Origin of the sequence: Klebsiella sp. RHBSTW-00484, assembly GCF_013705725.1 — a bacterium.
Taxonomy (GTDB): Bacteria; Pseudomonadota; Gammaproteobacteria; order Enterobacterales; family Enterobacteriaceae; genus Klebsiella.
The window spans coordinates 6226645-6247508 of the sequence record NZ_CP055481.1 but is presented as its reverse complement, the minus strand read 5'-3'; the positions used below and the strand labels follow the sequence as shown (position 1 = coordinate 6247508).

The window sequence follows — 20864 nt, the reverse complement described above, 5'->3', positions numbered from 1 at the left end:
CTTTATCCATAACGGAAACAAGAGTAGAGTTAAAGACGTAGGGTACAGAGGTAAGATGTTCTATCTTTCAGACCTTTTACTTCACGTAATCGGATTTGGCTGAATATTTTAGCCGCCCCGGTCATTTATGACCGGGGCGTTTTTTATTGCGTGAAAGAAAATTTTTTGCGTATTGATATTGGCAAGGCAGGCTGCCCGGATAAGGCTCTGTATGCCCATACCCGGGAAAATTGACGATAATTACTCGCCGTCTTCAGGCTCTTCCTGAGGAGGAATGTCGTTATACCAGCTATCCAGTTTCTGACGCAGTTTATCTACGCCCTGCTTCTTCAGGGAAGAAAATGCTTCCACTTGCACATCACCATTAAATGCGATTACTGCTTCACGGACTTGGTTGAGCTGGGCTTTGCGCGCGCCACTGGCCAGCTTATCGGCTTTAGTCAGCAGCACAAGAACCGGGATATCGCTTTCGACGGCCCATAGGATCATCTGCTGATCGAGATCTTTAAGCGGATGCCGGATATCCATCAGTATGACCAGTCCTTTAAGACACAGGCGTTTTTCCAGGTATTCACCCAGCGCCCGCTGCCATTTGATTTTCATCTCTTCAGGAACTTGAGCGTAACCATAGCCTGGCAGGTCGACCAGACGTTTTCCCTCAGCAACTTCAAACAGGTTAATGAGCTGCGTACGACCAGGCGTCTTTGATGTACGAGCAAGGCTTTTCTGGTTAGTCAGCGTATTCAGGGCGCTGGATTTCCCTGCGTTAGAGCGGCCAGCGAATGCCACTTCGATACCGGTATCAGAAGGAAGATGGCGGATATCTGGTGCGCTAGTGACAAAATGCGTCAGTTGATAATTCCAGTTGGTCAAGACGGTCGTCTCCGTTAATCAGGCTATGACGGGGATTATACCTGAACAATAGAAAAAGGCTGTTTTTACCGCAACCCACTGGTGTGAGTAAAAGCCACATGCTTTGTGAGACATTGGCCATTGTTGATATAAGACATTTGTGAGAAAAGCCTGATTAAAAAATAACTAACGCTCTATAAATCATACAATTAAATGAAGAGAAGATTCTGAAATTAGCATTTTTTATACCGTTGCTGGTTGTAGGTTTTTCTTAAACCAGTAAAGTAGCGGGCAAGGGCGAAGGAAGCTAACAGGATTAATACTCAGGACGAGGTGTCAGGAAGCGCCAGGAGGCGAGGACTACGGATTGTCAGGATGACAGGCGTCTGGAGACGTTTTAAAAGGAAATGGATGTAACAGGGACTGTTGGTAGCTAAAGGAAAGACAGGGGTTGTCGTTAGCTAACATGGAAAGTAGAAACCCATTAAGGGTTGTCAGTGCGGAAAAAGGCGACAGAGTAATCTGTCGCCTTTTTTCTTTGCTTGCTTTCTGCTAGATTCCGCCTCAATTCTATACTGAAGAAAACGGCCTGAAGATTAACACCATGAAAAAACCGACATCTGTACCTCGTGGCAAAAAAAGTCGCAAAACGCGTGAAGAATTGAACCAGGAAGCTCGCGATCGTAAGCAGCAGAAGAAACATCGCGGTCATGCGGCAGGAAGTCGTGCGACCGGTGGTGATGCCGCCTCTGCGGGTAAAAAACAAGGCCAACAGCAAGATCCGCGCATTGGCAGCAAAAAACCGATCCCGCTGGGTGTGACAGAGAATGCCCCAGTGATTAAGCAGCACAAACCGAAGAGCGAGAAACCTATGCTTTCACCGCAGGCTGAGCTGGATTTGCTGGAGAACGATGAGCGCCTGGACGCGCTGCTGGAACGTCTGGAAGAGGGCGGAACCTTGAATGCTGAAGAGCAGACCTGGGTTGATGCCAAACTGGATCGTATTGATGAACTGATGCAACAGCTCGGCCTCTCCTACGATGATGACGAAGATGAAGAAGAGGAAGAACGCAAAGAAGATATGATGCGTTTGCTGAAGGGCGGAAACTAACATTTGCACCCCATCGGATTCCCGGTCCTACTTATAACCCTTTTGGTTATATGTTATCTGCTGTGGTTATTCGTTAAACTACGACGGTTGTCGCGGCGTCAGAAATGGCTGCGCAACCGGCTCATTACCCCAGGTGTGGTTGGGCCGGAGCGGCGTACCCGCCGACGGCACCATCGGAAGGAGTGAGCATGTCTGTGCAGTTAATCGACTGGGATCTGGCCCTGATCCAAAAATATAACTATTCCGGGCCGCGTTATACTTCGTACCCCACCGCGCTGGAGTTTTCTCCGGAATTTGGCGCTGCTGAATTTGATGCAGCGGTAGCCCGTTATCCGCAGCGACCTCTATCGCTATATGTGCATATCCCGTTTTGCCATAAGCTCTGCTATTTTTGTGGCTGCAATAAAATTGTCACCCGCCAGCAGCATAAAGCCGATCAGTATCTGGACGTCCTTGAGCAGGAGATTATCCATCGCGCGCCGCTTTTTGCGGGTCGCCAGGTTAACCAACTGCATTGGGGCGGCGGTACGCCGACATATTTAAATAAGGCGCAAATTAGCCGCCTGATGAGCCTGCTGCGTACGCATTTCAATTTTAATGCCGAGGCTGAGATTTCCATTGAAGTCGATCCACGTGAAATTGAGCTTGATGTACTGGATCATTTACGCGCTGAAGGTTTCAACCGCTTGAGCATGGGCGTGCAGGACTTCAACAAAGAGGTGCAGCGCCTGGTGAACCGCGAGCAGGATGAAGAGTTTATCTTCGCCCTGCTCAACCATGCCCGAGAGATTGGCTTTACTTCTACCAATATCGATCTGATTTACGGACTGCCGAAGCAAACGCCAGAGAGCTTTGCATTTACGCTCCAGCGGGTGGCTGAGCTAAATCCCGATCGTCTGAGCGTATTTAACTATGCGCATTTGCCGACGCTCTTCGCCGCACAGCGCAAAATCAAAGATGCCGATTTGCCTTCTGCCGAGCAAAAGCTGGATATCCTGCAGGAGACTATCGATTCGCTGACCGCCGCGGGGTATCAGTTTATCGGTATGGACCACTTTGCTCGTCCGGACGATGAACTGGCGATAGCCCAACGTGAAGGTATTTTGCATCGCAACTTCCAGGGCTATACCACCCAAGGGGATTCCGATCTGCTGGGGCTGGGTGTTTCGGCGATCAGTATGATTGGCGACTGCTATGCGCAGAACCAAAAAGAGCTGAAGCAGTATTATCAGCAGATTGATGAAACCGGAACGGCCTTATGGCGTGGCATTGCGTTGACTCGCGATGACTGTATTCGTCGCGATGTTATTAAAGCGCTGATCTGCAATTTCCGTCTCGATTTCTCCGCTGTAGAAACTCAGTGGGGCTTAGATTTCAATGACTACTTCACTGAAGATATGAAACTGTTGGCGCCGCTGGCCAAAGACGGGCTGGTGGATGTGGATGAGAAAGGGATTCAGGTGACGCCGAAAGGCCGCTTGCTGATTCGCAACATATGCATGTGCTTTGACGCATATTTGCGCCAGAAAGCACGGATGCAGCAGTTTTCACGCGTGATTTAATCTATTCACCCTCTCCTTGCCGGGAGAGGGTGAATTATCAGCTAAACAATCCAACCATCGCCGCACACAAAACAGCAGCTATTGCCGTCTGCGGGGTATGACCGGCTGCGACACCGCTCGATATAATATTTATGAGTGATTCAAGCATGATTTCCCCCTGTCTTTCCGGGCACGATCATACTCAACGCATTTGAACAGTAAAGTACAAAATAGCAGCAGTTTGCGCTGGCAGACTATTTTTTACACGACACTGTTCTACTACTCCATTCCCAGTTCTTTTAGCTTACGTGTCAACGTATTACGGCCCCATCCCAGCAGGCGTGCTGCTTCTTGTTTATGCCCCTGAGTGTGGCGTAGCGCGGTGGTCAATAGCGTGCGCTCCATCTCCGGCTGTGCTTCTGACAGCAGGTTTTGATGACCGGAACGTAAAGCGCGGTCGGCCCATTGCCCCAACAGCGTGGCCCAGCTATCCGGCAGCATTTGCGTCGGATTATCCGGTATCGCGGTTTCAAACAGCTCACTGGGAAGATCCTGGGTCAGAACCTCCTGGCCTGCCGCCATCACCGTCAGCCAACGACAGGTGTTCTCCAGTTGACGCACGTTACCCGGCCAGGCCAGCCGGGTTAGCGCCATCTCCGTTTCCGGGTGCAGTAGCTTGGCTTCAACGCCGAGTTCACGAGCGGCAACTTGCAGGAAGTGGCGCGCCAGACGCGGAATATCTTCCCGACGCTCGCGTAGCGGCGGGAGATGGACGCGAATCACGTTCAGGCGGTGGAATAAGTCCTCGCGGAATTTTCCTTCCTGTACGCGCAGCTCAAGATTCTGGTGGGTGGCGGCGATAATGCGCACATCCACTTTCACCGGAGCATAGCCGCCTACGCGATAAAACTGGCCATCAGCCAGCACGCGCAGCAACCGAGTTTGTACGTCCAGCGGCATATCGCCGATTTCATCGAGGAACAACGTGCCGCCGTCTGCCTGTTCAAAACGCCCCTGGCGTACGGTATTCGCGCCCGTAAAGGCCCCTTTCTCGTGGCCGAACAGTTCTGATTCAATCAAGTCTTTGGGGATTGCCGCCATATTCAGCGCGATAAATGGTGCCTTAGCGCGCGGGCTGTGGCGGTGCAGAGCATGGGCAACTAGCTCTTTACCGGTACCAGACTCGCCGTTGATCAGCACGCTGATGGAGGAACGCGACAGGCGGCCTATAATGCGAAAAACGTCCTGCATTGCTGGCGCTTCGCCGATAATATCGGCCGCTGGGCTATTTATTGGCGCATTTCGCGGCTGCTGTTGTTCCTGATAATGGCTGATTGCGCGGTCGACCAGCGCCACCGCTTCATCAATATCAAACGGTTTTGGCAGATAATCAAAGGCACCTTGCTGATAAGCGCTGACCGCCGCGTCCAGATCTGAATGCGCCGTCATTATGATGACCGGGAGCATCGGGTGACGCTGTTTAATTTGTTTCAGCAGCGCCAGCCCATCCATTCCCGGCATACGGATATCAGACAGCAGGACATCCGGGGTTTTGGTGGTGAGGGCATCAAGCACCTCGCTGCCGCTCTCAAACGTTGTACAACTCAAGCCAGCCCCGGTGAGCGCGCGTTCAAGCACCCAACGGATGGAGCTATCGTCATCAACGATCCATGCTATCCCTCGTTGCATAAACACCTCTACTTCCGAATAGGCAGGTACACCGAGAATTCGGTATGCCCTGGCCAACTGGTAAATTCAATTTTGCCGGAGTGCTGATCGATAAGGCTGCGGGCGATAGACAGCCCGAGGCCAGTACCGCCTTCGCGCCCGCTCACCATCGGATAAAACAGCGTATCCTGTAAGTGAGACGGTATTCCCGGGCCGTTATCTTCAACGTCAATACGTGCTGCAAGGCGGTAGCGAACCCCGTGCAGGGTCAGCTGGAACGCCGTGCGGGTACGCAGGACTATCTCTCCGCCATCAGGTCCCAGCGCTTGCAGCGCATTGCGGACGATATTCAGCAGCACTTGTTCAATTTGATCCGGGTCGTGTGGGAGTTCCGGCAGGCTTGGGTCGTAATCACGAACCAGTTTGACGTTATCCGGCAACTCCATAGACACCAGCTTCACCACTCGCTCTGCAACCTTGTGAATGCTCTCTGTGACGTGCATTCCAGGATGCTGCGGTCCCAGCAGGCGGTCGACCAGATTTCTTAGCCGATCGGCCTGTTCAATGATGACTTTGGTGTATTCCGTCAACGAAGGATCGGGCAGCGCTTTGCTCAGCAACTGCGCTGCACCGCGCAGGCCACCCAACGGGTTTTTAATCTCGTGGGCCAAACCGCGCACTAAGTCACGCGCGGCAATCTGCTGTGCGTGCTGAAGCTGTTCCTGGCTCAGACGACGCTGATTATCCATCGGTGCCATTTCCAGCAAAATGTAGCCCTCAGGAAGGCGCTGTGCCGTCAGAGACAGGATATGAGACCGACCATCGATGACCAGCGTCACTTCGTTATCGGTAAAGCCCTGGCCCGCCTGCAGGCTCTCCTGCATGAGACCAATATTCAGCGAGAAATAGCTCAACAGCTCCGGGAGCGGGGTACCAAATAGCTTACGTGAGCTTTGCGCCAGCAACTGCTGTGCAGCCGGGTTCGCGTAATGCACCGCCAGGTCGTCATCGACCAGTAAGATACTGTTGATTAAAGAGTTAAGGATCTGCCCAGCATCGGGCAGTGTGCCTGTTGCCATCTGACAGTCTCCTGAATTAGAGTGCACCATTTTAGTGCAGTATAGCTTTTTATGAGTAAAAAGCTCATGAGATCAGCGCGTTGGTGGAGAAAAAAGCCCATCCTGAGATGGGCTGAAAGTTTCCACGGCAACAAAACATCCTCGGTACCCCACGCCACAACACGGAATACCGCGGATTTACAGCAAAATTAAACGCTGTAGTACAGCTCGAACTCAACCGGGTGCGGAGTCATGCGTACACGGTCGTTCTCTTCAATACGCAGGGCGATGTAAGCATCGATTGCGTCGTTGGTGAATACGCCACCAGCGGTCAGGAATTCACGGTCAGCATCCAGTTCGTTCAATGCTTCTTCCAGAGAACCTGCAACCTGTGGGATCTCTTTCGCTTCTTCCGGCGGCAGATCGTACAGGTTTTTGTCCATCGCTTCGCCCGGATGGATTTTGTTCTTGATACCGTCAAGGCCAGCCATCAGCAGTGCAGCAAAGCACAGGTACGGGTTAGCAGCCGGATCCGGGAAGCGGACTTCGATACGACGCGCTTTCGGAGAGGTCACTACCGGAATACGGATGGAAGCGGAGCGGTTACGGGCAGAGTAAGCCAGCATGACCGGTGCTTCGTAACCCGGGACCAGACGCTTGTAAGAGTTGGTGGTCGGGTTCGCCAGGGCGTTAATGGCTTTAGCGTGCTTGATTACGCCGCCGATGTAGAACAGCGCTTGTTCAGACAGGCCTGCGTATTTGTCGCCAGAGAACAGGTTTACGCCGTTCTTGGACAGGGACATGTGGCAGTGCATACCGGAACCGTTATCGCCGAACATCGGTTTTGGCATAAAGGTCGCCGTTTTACCGAAGCGGTGTGCGACGTTGTGCACGACGTATTTGTAGATCTGAATTTCGTCCGCTTTTTTGGTCATAGTATTAAAGCGGGTAGCGATTTCGTTCTGACCGGCAGTTGCCACTTCGTGGTGGTGAGCTTCAACAACCAGGCCCATCTCTTCCATGATCATACACATGGTCGAACGGATATCCTGAGAAGAGTCTACCGGCGGAACCGGGAAATAACCGCCTTTCACGCCCGGACGGTGGCCTTTGTTGCCGCCTTCATATTTGGTGGAAGAGTTCCATGCGCCTTCGATATCATCGATAGCAACGTGAGAACCGGAGATAGACGCACCAAAACGGATGTCATCGAACAGGAAGAATTCTGGTTCTGGCCCGAACAGCACGGTATCCGCAATGCCGGTTGCGCGCAGGTATTCTTCCGCACGTTTGGCGATGGAGCGCGGGTCACGGTCATAGCCCTGCAGGGTGCCTGGTTCCAGGATATCGCAACGGATGATCAGCGTCGGTTCTTCGTAGAACGGGTCGATCAGCGCGGTAGTTGCATCCGGCATCAGAACCATGTCGGATTCGTTAATACCTTTCCAGCCGCCAATCGAGGAGCCATCAAACATTTTGCCTTCTTCGAAGAATTCGGCATTTACCTGATGAGAAGGAATAGTAACGTGCTGTTCTTTACCTTTGGTATCGGTGAAGCGCAGATCGACAAACTTCACTTCGTGCTCGTTCAGCATCGTCAAAACGTGTTCAGCGGACATACTTAAACTCTCCCGGATTGGTCATTGTCGTCGTGGTAACGAAAACTTTCTAACTGCTTAAGGTGGCGTTGTTGCCTTAAAAAATATAAAGCGAAATCTGTGCCAACTTTTAAATTGCCCCCAAAAGGCGTTATCATGCACACCATCGTGCAAAAGGGCTGCACCATTATGAATGCGTTGCACTATAATAGTGCAATTGTGTGAACATTGGGCACTTATTTGGTGCAATTGACCTTTAATAACCCTTTTAACGCTCCGTGAAAGCGGTCACAAAGAAACTCTGCAATACTTGTTTGCGGGGGATGTTTGTGATCCTGTTTTGTAGTGCGATTAATCCGTGTACAATAACGCGCTATTTCTAAATGCCTGAGGCAAAGTTGTGATCGAAAATTTGCGTAACATCGCCATCATCGCGCACGTTGACCATGGTAAAACTACCCTGGTTGATAAGCTGCTGCAGCAATCCGGTACGTTCGATGCGCGTGCCGAAACTCAAGAGCGTGTGATGGACTCCAACGATTTGGAGAAAGAGCGTGGGATTACCATCCTGGCTAAAAACACCGCTATCAAATGGAATGATTACCGTATCAACATCGTTGATACCCCGGGGCACGCCGACTTTGGTGGTGAAGTTGAACGTGTCATGTCCATGGTCGATTCCGTTCTGCTGGTCGTTGATGCAATGGATGGTCCGATGCCGCAGACGCGCTTCGTGACCAAAAAAGCCTTTGCTCATGGCCTGAAGCCAATTGTTGTTATCAACAAAGTTGACCGTCCGGGCGCACGCCCTGACTGGGTTGTCGATCAGGTATTCGACCTGTTCGTAAACCTCGACGCTACCGACGAACAGCTGGACTTCCCTATCGTTTACGCTTCTGCGCTGAACGGTATTGCGGGTCTGGATCACGAAGATATGGCTGACGATATGACTCCGCTGTATCAGACTATCGTCGATCGCGTACCGGCTCCGAACGTTGACCTTGATGGCCCGCTGCAGATGCAAATCTCCCAGCTGGACTACAACAACTACGTTGGCGTCATCGGCATCGGCCGCATCAAACGCGGTAAAGTGAAGCCGAACCAGCAGGTTACTATCGTTGATAGCGAAGGCAAAACCCGTAACGGTAAAGTCGGTAAAGTTCTGACCCATCTGGGTCTTGAGCGTATCGAGAGCGACGTTGCAGAAGCTGGCGATATCATCGCGATCACCGGTCTGGGCGAGCTGAACATCTCTGACACCATCTGCGATACGCAGAATGTTGAAGCGCTGCCGGCGCTGTCTGTTGATGAGCCGACCGTAACCATGTTCTTCTGCGTTAACACCTCTCCGTTCTGTGGCAAAGAAGGTAAGTACGTTACCTCTCGTCAGATCCTTGACCGCCTGAACAAAGAGCTGGTGCACAACGTGGCGCTGCGCGTTGAAGAAACTCCGGATGCAGACGCATTCCGCGTTTCTGGCCGTGGTGAACTGCACCTGTCTGTTCTTATCGAGAACATGCGTCGTGAAGGTTTCGAGATGGCGGTTTCCCGTCCGAAAGTTATCTTCCGCGAAATCGATGGCCGTAAACAAGAGCCGTTCGAAAACGTCACGCTGGACGTCGAAGAACAGCACCAGGGTTCTGTGATGCAGGCACTGGGTGAGCGTAAAGGCGATCTGAAAAACATGAATCCAGATGGCAAAGGCCGCGTACGTCTCGACTACGTGATCCCAAGCCGTGGTCTGATCGGCTTCCGTTCAGAATTCATGACCATGACCTCCGGTACCGGTCTGCTGTACTCCACCTTCAGCCATTACGACGACGTTCGTGCGGGTGATGTGGGTCAGCGTCAGAACGGCGTTCTGATCTCCAATGGCCAGGGTAAAGCGGTTGCGTTCGCACTGTTTAGCCTGCAGGACCGCGGTAAGCTGTTCCTGGGTCACGGTGCAGAAGTTTACGAAGGCCAGATCATCGGTATTCACAGTCGTTCTAACGACCTGACTGTAAACTGCCTGACCGGTAAGAAACTGACCAACATGCGTGCTTCCGGTACTGACGAAGCGACGACCCTGGTTCCGGCACTGAAAATGACGCTGGAGCAAGCTCTTGAGTTCATCGATGACGACGAACTGGTAGAAGTCACCCCGACTTCTGTCCGTATCCGTAAGCGTCATCTGACCGAGAACGATCGTAAACGCGCGATGCGTGGTTCTAAAGAAGATTAATTAACGCTTCTTGCTATGAAAAAGCCGCTGATAATCAGCGGCTTTTTTTTGCCTGAAGACTTAAAAGAAATACTTCACCCCAGCGCGAATCTGGTTTTGTTCCCGGTGGTACGGTTCCACATTGCGATCCAGCCAGCGCAGTTCAAAGTAAGGCAACCAATTTTGATTGATCCGATATCTGAAGGTATTGGTAATTTCCCAGTGATGGTCTTTACCGTTGCTACTATTAAAATCATTCACCCGCGTAAAATAGTGTGGTTCAAAAGTATAAGAGAATTTATCGGTGATAATAAAATTCCAATAGGTACCTACTTCGTAGGTGTCATTATTATCTTGCTCACCATTTAAGTCAGTTGAGCTGTAGTTATTGTGATTATAGCGGTTACGCACGGTCAGATTAAACCACGGGGTAAATTTGTAATTCACATCCAGATAAACCGCACCGCTGGAGCCAATGCTCTTGTCGGTAATTAACCCTCCCGGCTGAATCGTTAATTTATCCGTTGGTCTGAATAGCGGATACCAGCCTTCGATTTCGTTATAGCCATGCTTTAACTCATCCTTGCGTTGCAGAGTATAGGTGTTGGTGAGCATCAGGCCAGCGCCCATATCAAAGTTATAGCCAACGCGCATCATGACTTCCATCTGATCGGATGCCAGATTATAGGCCTCGCGGTTTTCCACATAAGCACCAGCAAACGCAGAGGTAGAGATAACAGAGGTTAACAGAAGTATCGCGTTTATTTTTTTCATAATAAATCCATTTTTTAACGTAGGGGAGCCGCTATCCATTAAAATGGATAGAGCGGCAATAATTAAAAAAGAGGTCTTTTAGTTATTCACAATACCGGGTTGTGTTGTTTTTTTCGTTGGCCAATTTCCTCGATAATAAAAGCAAAACGGCTTTCATTGAGCTTATAAAATAAGCCCATGGTGAATGCCGCGATAATCGCCAAACCGCAGGGCCAGAGGAAAATAAGCTGGCGTAAACCGAGCAGCGTAGTTTCACTTTGCGCAATATTGGGGATATAACCAATTTGCGTCAGCATAATACCTGGCAAGAACCCAGCAAGCGCTGCGGAAATTTTTCGTGAAAAGGTATAACCGGTATAAACCGACCCTTCCGCACGAATACCCGTTTTCCACTCACCGTAATCAACCGTATCCGGAACCAGCGCCCAGTTCAGGCTGTTAACGAAGGCTGTGCCAAAGAAGGCCATGCAGGAGAACGTCACAAATAAAAATGATGTACTTCCCCAGAAAAAGTTCAGCACATCGCCTATGGCCCACAATGCCAGTCCACCCAGGTAAACCTGCTTTTTACCGAAGCGCTTCACCGTTGTGGGGACAAGAAAAACGCCCACCAGAATGCATCCCATACTGAAAAAGCCCATCCATGACAGTAGATGGATGTCGTTCAGTACGTACTGGGTGTAATAGACCTGAATCGCCAGCTTGATGTTAAATGCCGCCAGCGTACATAGGTTAGCAATACACAGCACCAGCAGAGGAGGGTTACGGAAAATCGCGCAGAACGACTTGAGAATACTGGGTTTATGATGATCCGGTACGATTTCAATATAGCGCTCTTTCACCCCGCTAAAGCACCACCACATGCTGAATAACCCGCAAACGGAGAAGATCAGCGCAGCAGTCAGATAGCCAAGCGAAGGTGAACTTGTAAAAAGCGCCTGAATGGGCATAAAGCCAACGGTACACAGCAGCAGGCCCAGGGTTGCGCCGCCTTGTCGCCACGCGGCGAGTTCTGCGCGCTGGTGCGGGTTTTTAGTGATGGCGGGAACCATCGCCCCATAAGAGCAGTTCATCAGGCTATAGAACAGGCCGAACAACATAAACAGCACCGTTGCCAGCCCCGTTTTCACCGTTAGCGTAAAATCTGTCGCTAAAAACTGCGCTGTGGCGACCAGCGCGACGGGGAATGAGGCATACAGAATAAAAGGCCTGAATTTCCCCTTTGCGCCGATATTACGCCGCGAGTCCAGTAATACGCCGGTCAGCATATCGGTGAAGGCGGTGAAGAACTTCGCTACCAGAAAGATGATCCCGCCGTAATATGCAGGCATTCCTAGTTCATCGGTATAAAATTTAAGCAGATACAGCGTGCCGATACACAGCATCAAATTTGAGCCGAAGTCACCCACGCCATAGGCGCATTTTTCCCGCAGGCTCAGTTTTAACGTTAGCGGATCATGGTCAGACATAATCGCTCCTCAGTAACGCCCCGAAGGGCGCTATTCATTATTATTATCAGACAGGTTGTTTACGGGCTTCTATCTCTTCAACGATGCGGACATACATCTTCTCGTTAAGGTTGTAGAAACAGCCCATTGCCACGATGGTGATCACCGCTAGCGCGCATGGATAAATAAAAATCAGCTGGCGTAAGCCTTCGACGGTACCCGCCGATTGCACCACATTGGGCTCGTAGCCAATCTGGGTCAGCATCCAGCCGGGGAAGAAGCCAGCCAGCGCCTGCGACACTTTGCGAAAGAAGGTAAACCCGGTGTACACCGTACCTTCAGAACGCACGCCGGTGCGCCATTCGCCATATTCCACCGTGTCGGAGACCAGCGCCCAGTTCAGGCTGTTGACGAACGCCGAACCAAAGAAGGCCAGGCAGGAGAAAGCAACAAAACTGACCGACCCGCCGCCAAAGAAGTAGTTGAGCAGATCGCCCGCAATCCAAATCAGCAGACCGCCGATATAAACCTTCTTCTTACCAAAGCGTCTGACCATCATGGGCATTAAAAAGACGCCAATAAAGATGCAGCCCATGCTGAAAAATCCCATCCAGGAGAGGAGGATTGGGTCATTCAGGACGTACTGGGTGTAATAGACCTGGATCGCTAGCTTGACGTTAAACGCGCCGAGCGTACACAGGTTGGCAATGCACAGAATAAACAGCGGGCGGTTGCCAGCGATGGCGCGGAAGGATTGCAGTAACCCCGGCTTTTGCGCCGCATCAACGGGCTTAACTTCGACGTAGCGCTCTTTAACTCCCGCATAGCACAGCCACATAAACAGCAGGCCGAACAGGGAGAACAGCGTGGCGGCGAAGATATAACCCAGTTGCGAGTTGCCTTCTATCAGGTTCATCACTGGCACAAAGCCGACGGTGCACAGCAGCAGGCCGAGCGTCGCGCCGCCCTGACGCCAGGCGGCAAGCGAAGCGCGCTCATCCGGGTTTTTCGTTATTGCGGGCACCATCGCGCCGTAAGAGCAGTTCATCATACTGAAGAACAGTCCGTACAGCATAAACAGCACCGTCGCCATCACCGTTTTGCCGGTGATTTCAAACGGCGTGCCGACAAAGTTAGCGATGGCCAGGAGCGTAACCGGGAAAGCCGCGTAAAGCACGAACGGACGGAATTTGCCCTTCGGACCAATTTTACGTCGCGAATCGAGCATAATCCCGGTACCCATATCGGTAAACGCGGTAAAAAACTTGGCGATAAGGAAAATGATACCGCCGTAAGTACCTGGTAAACCAAGGACATCGGTATAAAACTTGAGTAAATAGAGCGTGCCAATGTCCAGCAGGATATTGGAACCTAAATCACCCATCCCATAGGCGAGTTTTTCTTTAAAAGGTAAGCGTAGGGTTGCCGGATTGGCTGTATTCTGACTCATTGTTATTCTCCGTTTGCCCGCGAGTTTCCGCGCGGGCGAGCCGTATTAGATGTGGCGTAAAGTGGCAAACAGCGATGCCCACTCACTCTTCGCGCGATAGAAGACGGGTGGCTGGCCAATGGGCGCATCGACGGTAATTTCGCCGCCCTGGTGAGTTTCACCGGTCCAGACGTTGACCCAGCTATCCTCTGGCAGATACAGCGTCCAGTCGCGCTTACCCTGTTCGTGAACCGGCGCTACCAGCAGATCCTGACCCAGCAGATACTGATATTTCAGGGTATAGGTGGTTGCATCGTCTTCGTAATGCAGGAACAGCGGGCGCATCACCGGCAGTCCGGTGGCGCTGTTTTGCGCGACGGCCTGCTTGAGATACGGTTTCAGGGTAGTGAATACGGTGGTCATGCGGGCGAAGTGGGCGATGGTTTCTGCATCACCGTCAAACTGCCAGTTATCGCCAGGGCGGTTGCCTTCGTGGGTACGCATCATCGGGGTGAAAGCGCTGAAGTCGCACCAGCGCAGCAGCAGCTCTTTCGTGCGCTTCATGTCAAACAGGGTCGTGTAGCCGCCGATATCGCTGTGGTGCAGGCCGTGGCCGGTCATCGCCAGCGACAGCGCCGCAGGGACGACCGAAGCCAGGCCATCATCAAGGCTCCAGTCCACGTTTTGGTCGCCCGCCCACATCATGGTGGAGTACTTCTGGCTGCCGGTGTAACCCGCACGCATAAAGAACAGGATCTCGCCGAGCTTGCCGGTCTCCTGTAGCGCCTCGTAGTTACATTTCGCCCACAGCGCAGGCCAGGCGTTGTGCATGATCTCGGCGCTGACGCCGTTGTGCAGATACGTATCGGTCGGCAGGTATTCGCCAAAATCTGCCATCCAGCCGCCGCAACCGAGCTCAATCATGTTCTTTTTGATGACTTCTTTGAACCAGTCGTAGGCTTCCGGGTTAGTCAGATCGACCACGCCGCCGTAAAATTCGCCGAACTCAACCAGATAGTCACCGCCAGCGGCATCTTTTGCCAGGTAGCCGCGTTCTGCCGCTTCGGCGCAGAGATCTTTATCGCTGGCAACGTACGGGTTGATATACGAGAGGAACTGCACGCCTTCTTCTTTCCACTGCTTAATGCGGCTGTCCAGCTGTGGATAGTTGTCGCTGTTCCACTTCCAGTTCCACATCACGCGCTTGCCAAAGGAGGTCATACGGATCCCGGACCAGTCCTGCGCCCAGATGCCGTTCACCTTCACGCCCGCGTTGCGCATGGTGTCCAGTTTATTCTGGCAAACCTCAGTGCCGCCCTGAATACCCAGCGTGACGCCGTCGTAAATCCAGTCCGGCAGCTCTGGCTGGCGGCCTAACAGCGCGGTCAGTTTTTCCAGCAGGGAAATATAGGTGTCAGCGCACTCAAAGCGCAGGGTGGTTTTGTCTTCCCACAGCGCCAGCTCGTGATACTCCGGTGCGCTAAAGTCGAAATTCATGTAGCAGCTATTATCAACGTGGCAGTAGTATTTTTGCGTGCTGACAAAGGTTGGTTGCGGGAAGAAGGTCCAGTAATAGTCGCCGCCCGCGTTCTCTTTGCAGTCCGCCTGCCAGGTGACATAACTATTTTTATTACGACCCACGCCCTGTTCGCTGGTCCATAATGGGAACGGCTTGCCGCGTAAGTCGAAGTAAGAGAACTGTTCACCGCAGCCGTAGATATGATCGGCCGGGTTAGCGGCCAGCCGCAGCCAGATGCGATTGTGGCTCAGATCGTCGTTTTGCAGATCCAGCTTCAGGCGGCCCTGTTCATCAGTGGAGATTTTCAGGGTCGCGTTGATGGTGGTGCCGCGGCTGAAATCGACCCGCCAGCCGTCAGACGATTCACTGACCGTGGCACTAGTGAGAGCAATTTTTTCATTCAGTTTGTCTTTAATACTGAAGTTGCCGCGAAACATATCAATATCCGCGACGCCGGTGCCAATCCACAGGCAAGGGGTTTGCGAGGTATGGCGCAGAATCAGGCGCTGGTGGTACGTTAGCGCAAAGCCATCCTGTAGGGTTGTGAGTTCTAATGCGCTTGACCGTTGTTGTAACGAATTCATTTTCGTCTCCGTAGATATAGGGTAATTCGGTAATTTTTGCGTCGGAATGGGACTATTCAGCGCCGATCAAAAAGCGCATCCGGTGCATCTCGCCTGGGGCAAGAGAAATAAGGCCAATTCCGGAATTAAAGGCATCAGGCGGACAGGTCATGGGCTCGACGGCAAGTCCTTGTCGATGTAACTTCTCGCCGCTGTAAACCTGCAGCCAGGGCTGATTGCAGCGCAGAAACGTCGTCATATTTTTTGCTGCGCTGAACATCCTGACTTCCCACTCATCGTCCGGCGCTGTCGTTTTAAAGGTGTGATCGATCTGCGTCGCCGCGATAGGGTGTGGCGTGGTGAAATTTAGCTCTGTGTGCTCAACGCGATGCAATTCCTGGGTATCAATGCTCAATACCTCGTCTGCCGGAAGGGTTAGCGTACAGCTATCTATTTTCTCAAGATCGCAGGTTAAATAGGGATGCGCGCCGGAACCGTAAGGGGCTGGTTGATCGCCGATATTGAGCGTGCTGATAGAAACATGCAGACCGCCTATGGCGTCCAGGCGGTATATGACTTCGACAAGCAGCGAAAAGGGATAGCCGTAAGAAGGTGGCAGAAAAATCATCAGCGACGCTTCCGATGCCGACTGCTGGTTAATCTGCCAATCCCGCCAGGCTAAAAGGCCATGAATCGCGCTCTGCGAAGCAAGGTCGTTAACGGCAAGCTGGAAGGTCTTGCCGTTATGCTGATAGCAGCCGTTTGCTACGCGATTAGGCCAGGGAACCAATATTTTCCCCAGATGCGCCAGCGGCATCTCTTCAGGTTTGTGTGGAATAACGACGTGACGCCCATGGTGCGTCAGTTCCGCCAGTCCCGCGCCAACCGTCACGATTTTTGCCTGGTAGTGTCCGGCCTGAAGTTGAATGGTTTTTCCGCCGCTGTGCATGGCTGCTATCCTTATGACCTATTTTGCGTTGATATCCAGAAGACCAGCAGCAACCGCCGGAGCCAGCCCAGGTGCCAGGGGCAGGCGCGGGATCACCAGGCAGTGCAGCAGGTGGTAAATATCCTGCTTGCCGTCCCAGACTTTGGTGGTCACCTTGTTATCGGTATCCAGCTCCTGCCACCATGAACCGGTCTCGTAGTCCATCAGATAAGTGATGCAGTAATCCCACCACGTCTGGTACCAGGTTTCGTACTGGCTGTCGCCGGTGAGGGTGTGCAGGGCGTAGGCGGTGCCCATCGCTTCGACGATCGGCCAGCGCACTCTTTCGCGAACGATCGGTTTACCGTCCCAGTCCACCGAGTAGACAAAGCCGTCCGCGCCGTCCGGTGCCCAGGCATCGCGGATGGTGGCGTGGAACAGACCTTTAGCATCTTCCAGCAGCCAGGCTGGTGGCGTTTCGAAGCGAGCTTCCAGCGCGGCGTGCAGATGCAGCATCAATCTGCCCCACTCGATCCAGTGGCCCGGAGTGCCGCCGTAGGCACGGAAGCGATGCGCTGGGTTGTCTTTGTTGTAATCGCGAATAGGGTTCCACTGCGAATCGAAGTGCTCGTTAACGCGATACTCACCGCTGCGGGCCACGTCGTGAATAATCACCGACGCGATGCGTAGCGCCCGATCCAGCCATTTACGATCATGAGTGACGTCGTAAACGATCAGGAAGGCTTCAACTGCGTGCATGTTGGCGTTGCCGCCGCGATAATCTTCCGTCTGGCTGAAGGCTTCGTCCCAGGACTCCAGGCACATCTGCTCATCTTCACTCCAGAAGTATTCTTCAATCACTTCGATGGCGTCATCGAGCAGTTGTCTGGCCTGTGGATGACCGGTTGTGACCGCGCTTGCCGCACCAAGCAACACAAAGAAATGCTGATAGCCCTGCTTGGAGGCATCCATCACGCCTTCGTCATTGACGCAGGCGTACCAGCCGCCGTAGCGTTTATCACGCAGCGCGCCGTTCAGAGCGTTGATCCCGTGACTGACTAATTGATACGCCCCGGGGCGACCCATGGATGCGGCAACGGAATAGACGTGCAGCATTCGGGCAGTGATCCACAGATGCGTTCCCATATCCGTTCTGACCTGACCACTATTTCCCAGCCAGCCAAATCCGGTCGGTACCGCCGCGTTCTTGCCAAAGTTAAAGATGCGGTCGGTTTCCTGCTCCAGCCAGCGGTTGTGGCTCAAGGTGTTAAACCATTTCATTCTTCGATCCTCGTATTAACGGCGGCGGGCCATCATTTCATCGACGATATCGCCCAGACGCTGCAACTTCGGTGCAGAAACATCGCGCAGCATCAGCTCGGTATCCGGCAGCCCCACAACCGATGACCAGACCGCACGCCCGGCCAGGAAGCCTGATGCGCCAGCGGTCATTGCAACGCTGACCGCGCGAGGAAACAGTTTTTCATCGACACCAGAGGAGAGAATGACCCACGGCATGTTGATGTTTTCATTCAGGCGTTGGGAGGCGGTGAGTAGCTCTTGCGCAGAGCCCTTGCCGTAGAGGGGCATTTCGACTTTGTAGAGATCGGCACCGCTGTCGCCCAGCTCTTTCGCGGCATCGATAATGGCCTGCTCGCGATCGAACTTATCGCCACGACGCGGCGGGCGAACGACCGGCTCGATGATGCTCAGCAGGCCACTGGCGTGGCATAGCTCGTTGAACTCTTTCACCATGTCCAGACGCTGCTGGGCATCTTCATCGCTGCGCCACAGCACCAGCAGTTTTAATGCTTTGGCACCGTCCTGCTTCACGGCCTGCGGATCGATATTTTTATCAATCACCACGCTATCAACGGGGATGCCGTTGCCGGGAATAAACTCATCGGCGGCGACAATCATGGCGCAGCTTTTGGCTACCGCGTTTTGCTCCACCACCTGACGGTAACAGAACTGCTGATCGACCAGAATGGCCGAGGCATAAGGAGAAAGAATCTTCGCCGCATTCACTTTGAAATCGGTCAGCACGCTGTCGCTGACCGGGGATTTCGCCCCCGCAGCGGCAAACATTAAGCGCATGGCTTCGCGTTGATCGACGGCCAGCATGGCAAAACCGCCGGAAGCTCGGGTGATATCTTTCAGGGTGTACTTCGTCATTGTTCAGTCCTCAGTCCTTTTACTTATCAATGTTGATTGTTTAGTCCGGCAGATGCGCGAACCTGCTCAAGAATGGCACTCCAGTCTTCCCGACCACGACCTGCAGCGCGCGCCTGGTTATAAACTTCACGGGAGGCGGCCCCGAGCGGCATCGGCACATGTAGCTGATTGGCAACATCCAGCGCGATGCCAAGATCTTTGTGGGCCAGATCGATCATGAAGGCCGGAGAGAGATCGCCTTTCAGCACTTTGTTTGGCCAGGAGGTGGTGAAGTGACCTTTTCCGGCAGGCGTTCCGCTCATCACCTTTAAGGCCACATCGAAGGAGAGGCCGAGCGCTTCGCACAGTACGGCGGCTTCGGCGGATAGCGCATTCAGCGCAATGCTCATATAGTTGTTGATAAGCTTCACGCGGATACCCATACCTGGACCGCCTGCGTTGACCTGTTCGTTACCCATCGCCATCAGTACCGGCGTGGCGCGTTCGACCTGCTCTGCCGTGCCACCCGCCAGCAGCAGCAATGTCCCCGCGACGGCGTGATCGGAAGTGCGCCCGACCGGGCAATCCATCATGTCGAAGCCTTTGGCGCGCATATCGGTAATCAGTTTGTCGGTTTGCAGCGGGTGAATAGTCGACATATCAATCACCAGCGCTTGTGGCGAAAGGGTTTCGCAGACGCCTGATTCACCGAATAAAACGTTCCGTACCAGATCGCCGTTTGGCAGCATGGTGATGACAAACTCTGCCTCTTTCGCCGCGTCAGCCGGACTGGTGGCAGGACGCGCCCCTTTTTCCACCAGCTGCTGCATGGCATTCGGGTTAACGTCAAAGACGCTGAGCTGATGGCCCTGCTTCAACAGGTTGCTCGCCATGGGGGAACCCATTTGACCTAATCCGATAAATGCTATAGCTGCCATAACGTTCTCCTGAGACGCGGTGTCATTTTTTGTCATTTAAAATGGGTGTTTATTGTCTGTTTTTGATCGTATTTGTAATTTATAGTCAAAAAATTGACAGCCGTCACTTTTTAAACATTTTGTGAAATTAAAATGATCCCATCTCGAAACGTTTAAGGAATGACCATGATTCGCGTTGCTTGTGTGGGTATTGCCGTGATGGATCGCATCTATTACGTAGAAGGTTTACCGTTTGAAGGAGGGAAGTATGTGGCGAAGCGCTATACGGAAGTGGGCGGCGGGCCTGCCGCAACGGCGGCTGTGGCGGCGGCGAAACTGGGCGCGCAGGTGGACTTTATTGGCCGGGTTGGCGATGACGACACCGGAAACAGCTTGCTGGCGGAGCTGGAGTCCCTGGGGGTAAATACTCGCTACACCCGGCGCTATACGGGAGCGCACTCTTCGCAATCGGCAATCATGGTTGATGCGAAAGGGGAGCGGATTATCGTCAACTACCCTAGTCCGGATTTACTGCCGGATGCCGACTGGTTGAATGCGATTGATTTTTCCCAGTGGGACGTGGTGCTGGCAGATGTTCGCTGGCACGAAGGGGCAAAGCAGGCATTTACCCTCGCGCGTCGGGCTGGAGTGATAACCGTGCTGGATGGTGATGTTACGCCGCAGGACATTAGCGAGCTGGTGGCGTTAAGCGATCATGCTGCTTTCTCTGAACCGGGACTGGCGCGTCTGACCGGGACAGAAGAATCGGAGGCTGGTCTGAAAAAAGCACAAGCGCTCACAAATGGACATGTTTATGTGACGCGAGGTGGGGAAGGCTGTGACTGGATAAAAAATAATGTGTTACAGCATCAACCTGGATTTGCTGTAGATGTGGTTGATACTACCGGTGCAGGCGATGTTTTCCACGGTGCGCTGGCCTTCAGTCTGGCTTCTGGCTGCGCCCAGGAAGATGCCGTCAAGTTTGCCAGTGGGGTTGCGGCACTGAAGTGTACGCGCCCGGGAGGGCGTGCGGGTATCCCTGACTGTGATCAAACCCGATCTTTTCTGTCACTTTTTGTATAAAATGCCAGGGCAATGGTT

At 52.8% G+C, this 20864-nt stretch carries 18 protein-coding genes; 5 read left to right on the top strand and 13 right to left on the bottom strand.

What is annotated here, in order from left to right; translation table 11 throughout:
- Nucleotides 1-55 precede the first annotated feature (55 nt).
- Complete coding sequence (locus HV213_RS33830) at nucleotides 56-103, top strand: small protein SpfP (protein WP_071892919.1); 48 nt, start codon at nucleotides 56-58, stop codon at nucleotides 101-103.
- A 137-nt stretch (nucleotides 104-240) separates the two neighbouring features.
- On the opposite strand, the gene yihA is transcribed toward HV213_RS33830, so the two are convergent.
- A complete protein-coding gene (yihA, locus tag HV213_RS29355; protein ID WP_110276067.1) occupies nucleotides 241-873 on the bottom strand; it encodes a ribosome biogenesis GTP-binding protein YihA/YsxC in 633 nt (210 codons plus the stop codon).
- 583 nt (nucleotides 874-1456) lie between these two features.
- Between yihA and yihI the strand changes: the two genes are divergently transcribed.
- Both yihI and hemN read left to right on the top strand, forming a co-directional pair.
- Nucleotides 1457-1963 (top strand): Der GTPase-activating protein YihI, encoded by a 507-nt coding sequence (gene yihI, locus HV213_RS29350; RefSeq protein WP_110276068.1) that lies wholly within the window; start codon nucleotides 1457-1459, stop codon nucleotides 1961-1963.
- A gap of 188 nt (nucleotides 1964-2151) precedes the next feature.
- Complete coding sequence (gene hemN, locus HV213_RS29345; RefSeq protein ID WP_181484284.1) at nucleotides 2152-3525, top strand: oxygen-independent coproporphyrinogen III oxidase; 1374 nt, start codon at nucleotides 2152-2154, stop codon at nucleotides 3523-3525.
- A 37-nt stretch (nucleotides 3526-3562) separates the two neighbouring features.
- Here hemN and HV213_RS29340 read toward each other — a convergent pair whose 3' ends face one another.
- The 4 genes from HV213_RS29340 to glnA form a co-directional block, all read right to left on the bottom strand.
- Entirely contained in the window at nucleotides 3563-3673 is a 111-nt protein-coding gene (locus tag HV213_RS29340; protein WP_110276071.1) for a YshB family small membrane protein, read from the bottom strand.
- A 110-nt stretch (nucleotides 3674-3783) separates the two neighbouring features.
- Complete coding sequence (glnG, locus tag HV213_RS29335; RefSeq protein ID WP_110276072.1) at nucleotides 3784-5193, bottom strand: nitrogen regulation protein NR(I); 1410 nt, start codon at nucleotides 5191-5193, stop codon at nucleotides 3784-3786.
- 8 nt (nucleotides 5194-5201) lie between these two features.
- Entirely contained in the window at nucleotides 5202-6251 is a 1050-nt protein-coding gene (gene glnL / locus HV213_RS29330) for a nitrogen regulation protein NR(II) (protein WP_181484283.1), read from the bottom strand.
- A 188-nt stretch (nucleotides 6252-6439) separates the two neighbouring features.
- On the bottom strand, nucleotides 6440-7849 hold the full coding sequence (gene glnA / locus HV213_RS29325; RefSeq protein ID WP_112216906.1) for a glutamate--ammonia ligase: 1410 nt from the start codon (nucleotides 7847-7849) through the stop codon (nucleotides 6440-6442).
- 379 nt (nucleotides 7850-8228) lie between these two features.
- Between glnA and typA the strand changes: the two genes are divergently transcribed.
- Entirely contained in the window at nucleotides 8229-10052 is a 1824-nt protein-coding gene (typA, locus tag HV213_RS29320; RefSeq protein ID WP_110276075.1) for a ribosome-dependent GTPase TypA, read from the top strand.
- A gap of 60 nt (nucleotides 10053-10112) precedes the next feature.
- Here the strand turns inward: typA and ompL are convergent, their stop codons facing one another.
- The 8 genes from ompL to yihU form a co-directional block, all read right to left on the bottom strand.
- Nucleotides 10113-10805, bottom strand: a complete 693-nt coding sequence (gene ompL, locus HV213_RS29315) for a porin OmpL (protein WP_181484282.1) — start codon at nucleotides 10803-10805, stop codon at nucleotides 10113-10115.
- Between the two features lie 86 nt (nucleotides 10806-10891).
- Complete coding sequence (locus HV213_RS29310) at nucleotides 10892-12274, bottom strand: MFS transporter (protein WP_181484281.1); 1383 nt, start codon at nucleotides 12272-12274, stop codon at nucleotides 10892-10894.
- 46 nt (nucleotides 12275-12320) lie between these two features.
- Complete coding sequence (locus tag HV213_RS29305; protein WP_181484280.1) at nucleotides 12321-13703, bottom strand: MFS transporter; 1383 nt, start codon at nucleotides 13701-13703, stop codon at nucleotides 12321-12323.
- Nucleotides 13704-13748: 45 nt separating this feature from the next.
- Nucleotides 13749-15785 carry an alpha-glucosidase gene (locus HV213_RS29300; RefSeq protein WP_181484279.1) on the bottom strand — a complete coding sequence of 679 codons (2037 nt, stop codon included), beginning with the start codon at nucleotides 15783-15785 and terminating at the stop codon, nucleotides 13749-13751.
- Between the two features lie 52 nt (nucleotides 15786-15837).
- A complete protein-coding gene (locus HV213_RS29295) occupies nucleotides 15838-16728 on the bottom strand; it encodes an aldose-1-epimerase (RefSeq protein WP_442788176.1) in 891 nt (296 codons plus the stop codon).
- 3 nt (nucleotides 16729-16731) lie between these two features.
- Complete coding sequence (gene yihS, locus HV213_RS29290; protein ID WP_181484277.1) at nucleotides 16732-17973, bottom strand: sulfoquinovose isomerase; 1242 nt, start codon at nucleotides 17971-17973, stop codon at nucleotides 16732-16734.
- Between the two features lie 15 nt (nucleotides 17974-17988).
- Nucleotides 17989-18867 carry a sulfofructosephosphate aldolase gene (gene yihT / locus HV213_RS29285; RefSeq protein ID WP_181484276.1) on the bottom strand — a complete coding sequence of 293 codons (879 nt, stop codon included), beginning with the start codon at nucleotides 18865-18867 and terminating at the stop codon, nucleotides 17989-17991.
- Nucleotides 18868-18893: 26 nt separating this feature from the next.
- Nucleotides 18894-19784: a sulfolactaldehyde 3-reductase gene (yihU, locus tag HV213_RS29280; protein WP_181484275.1), complete on the bottom strand. Its 891-nt coding sequence runs from the start codon at nucleotides 19782-19784 to the stop codon at nucleotides 18894-18896.
- A gap of 165 nt (nucleotides 19785-19949) precedes the next feature.
- Here yihU and HV213_RS29275 point away from each other — a divergent pair, with 165 nt between their 5' ends.
- Entirely contained in the window at nucleotides 19950-20846 is an 897-nt protein-coding gene (locus HV213_RS29275) for a sugar kinase (protein WP_181484274.1), read from the top strand.
- Nucleotides 20847-20864 lie beyond the last annotated feature (18 nt).

What these genes read in the sequence shown, in the direction of transcription:
- yihI (WP_110276068.1), top strand. Translation starts at nt 1,457, where the DNA reads ATGAAAAAACCGACATCTGTACCTCGTGGCAAAAAAAGTCGCAAAACG.
- glnL (WP_181484283.1), bottom strand. Translation starts at nt 6,251, where the DNA reads ATGGCAACAGGCACACTGCCCGATGCTGGGCAGATCCTTAACTCTTTA.
- yihT (WP_181484276.1), bottom strand. Translation starts at nt 18,867, where the DNA reads ATGACGAAGTACACCCTGAAAGATATCACCCGAGCTTCCGGCGGTTTT.
- yihS (WP_181484277.1), bottom strand. Translation starts at nt 17,973, where the DNA reads ATGAAATGGTTTAACACCTTGAGCCACAACCGCTGGCTGGAGCAGGAA.
- ompL (WP_181484282.1), bottom strand. Translation starts at nt 10,805, where the DNA reads ATGAAAAAAATAAACGCGATACTTCTGTTAACCTCTGTTATCTCTACC.
- HV213_RS29305 (WP_181484280.1), bottom strand. Translation starts at nt 13,703, where the DNA reads ATGAGTCAGAATACAGCCAATCCGGCAACCCTACGCTTACCTTTTAAA.
- glnG (WP_110276072.1), bottom strand. Translation starts at nt 5,193, where the DNA reads ATGCAACGAGGGATAGCATGGATCGTTGATGACGATAGCTCCATCCGT.
- HV213_RS29310 (WP_181484281.1), bottom strand. Translation starts at nt 12,274, where the DNA reads ATGTCTGACCATGATCCGCTAACGTTAAAACTGAGCCTGCGGGAAAAA.
- HV213_RS29275 (WP_181484274.1), top strand. Translation starts at nt 19,950, where the DNA reads ATGATTCGCGTTGCTTGTGTGGGTATTGCCGTGATGGATCGCATCTAT.
- yihU (WP_181484275.1), bottom strand. Translation starts at nt 19,784, where the DNA reads ATGGCAGCTATAGCATTTATCGGATTAGGTCAAATGGGTTCCCCCATG.
- hemN (WP_181484284.1), top strand. Translation starts at nt 2,152, where the DNA reads ATGTCTGTGCAGTTAATCGACTGGGATCTGGCCCTGATCCAAAAATAT.
- glnA (WP_112216906.1), bottom strand. Translation starts at nt 7,849, where the DNA reads ATGTCCGCTGAACACGTTTTGACGATGCTGAACGAGCACGAAGTGAAG.
- HV213_RS29340 (WP_110276071.1), bottom strand. Translation starts at nt 3,673, where the DNA reads ATGCTTGAATCACTCATAAATATTATATCGAGCGGTGTCGCAGCCGGT.
- HV213_RS29300 (WP_181484279.1), bottom strand. Translation starts at nt 15,785, where the DNA reads ATGAATTCGTTACAACAACGGTCAAGCGCATTAGAACTCACAACCCTA.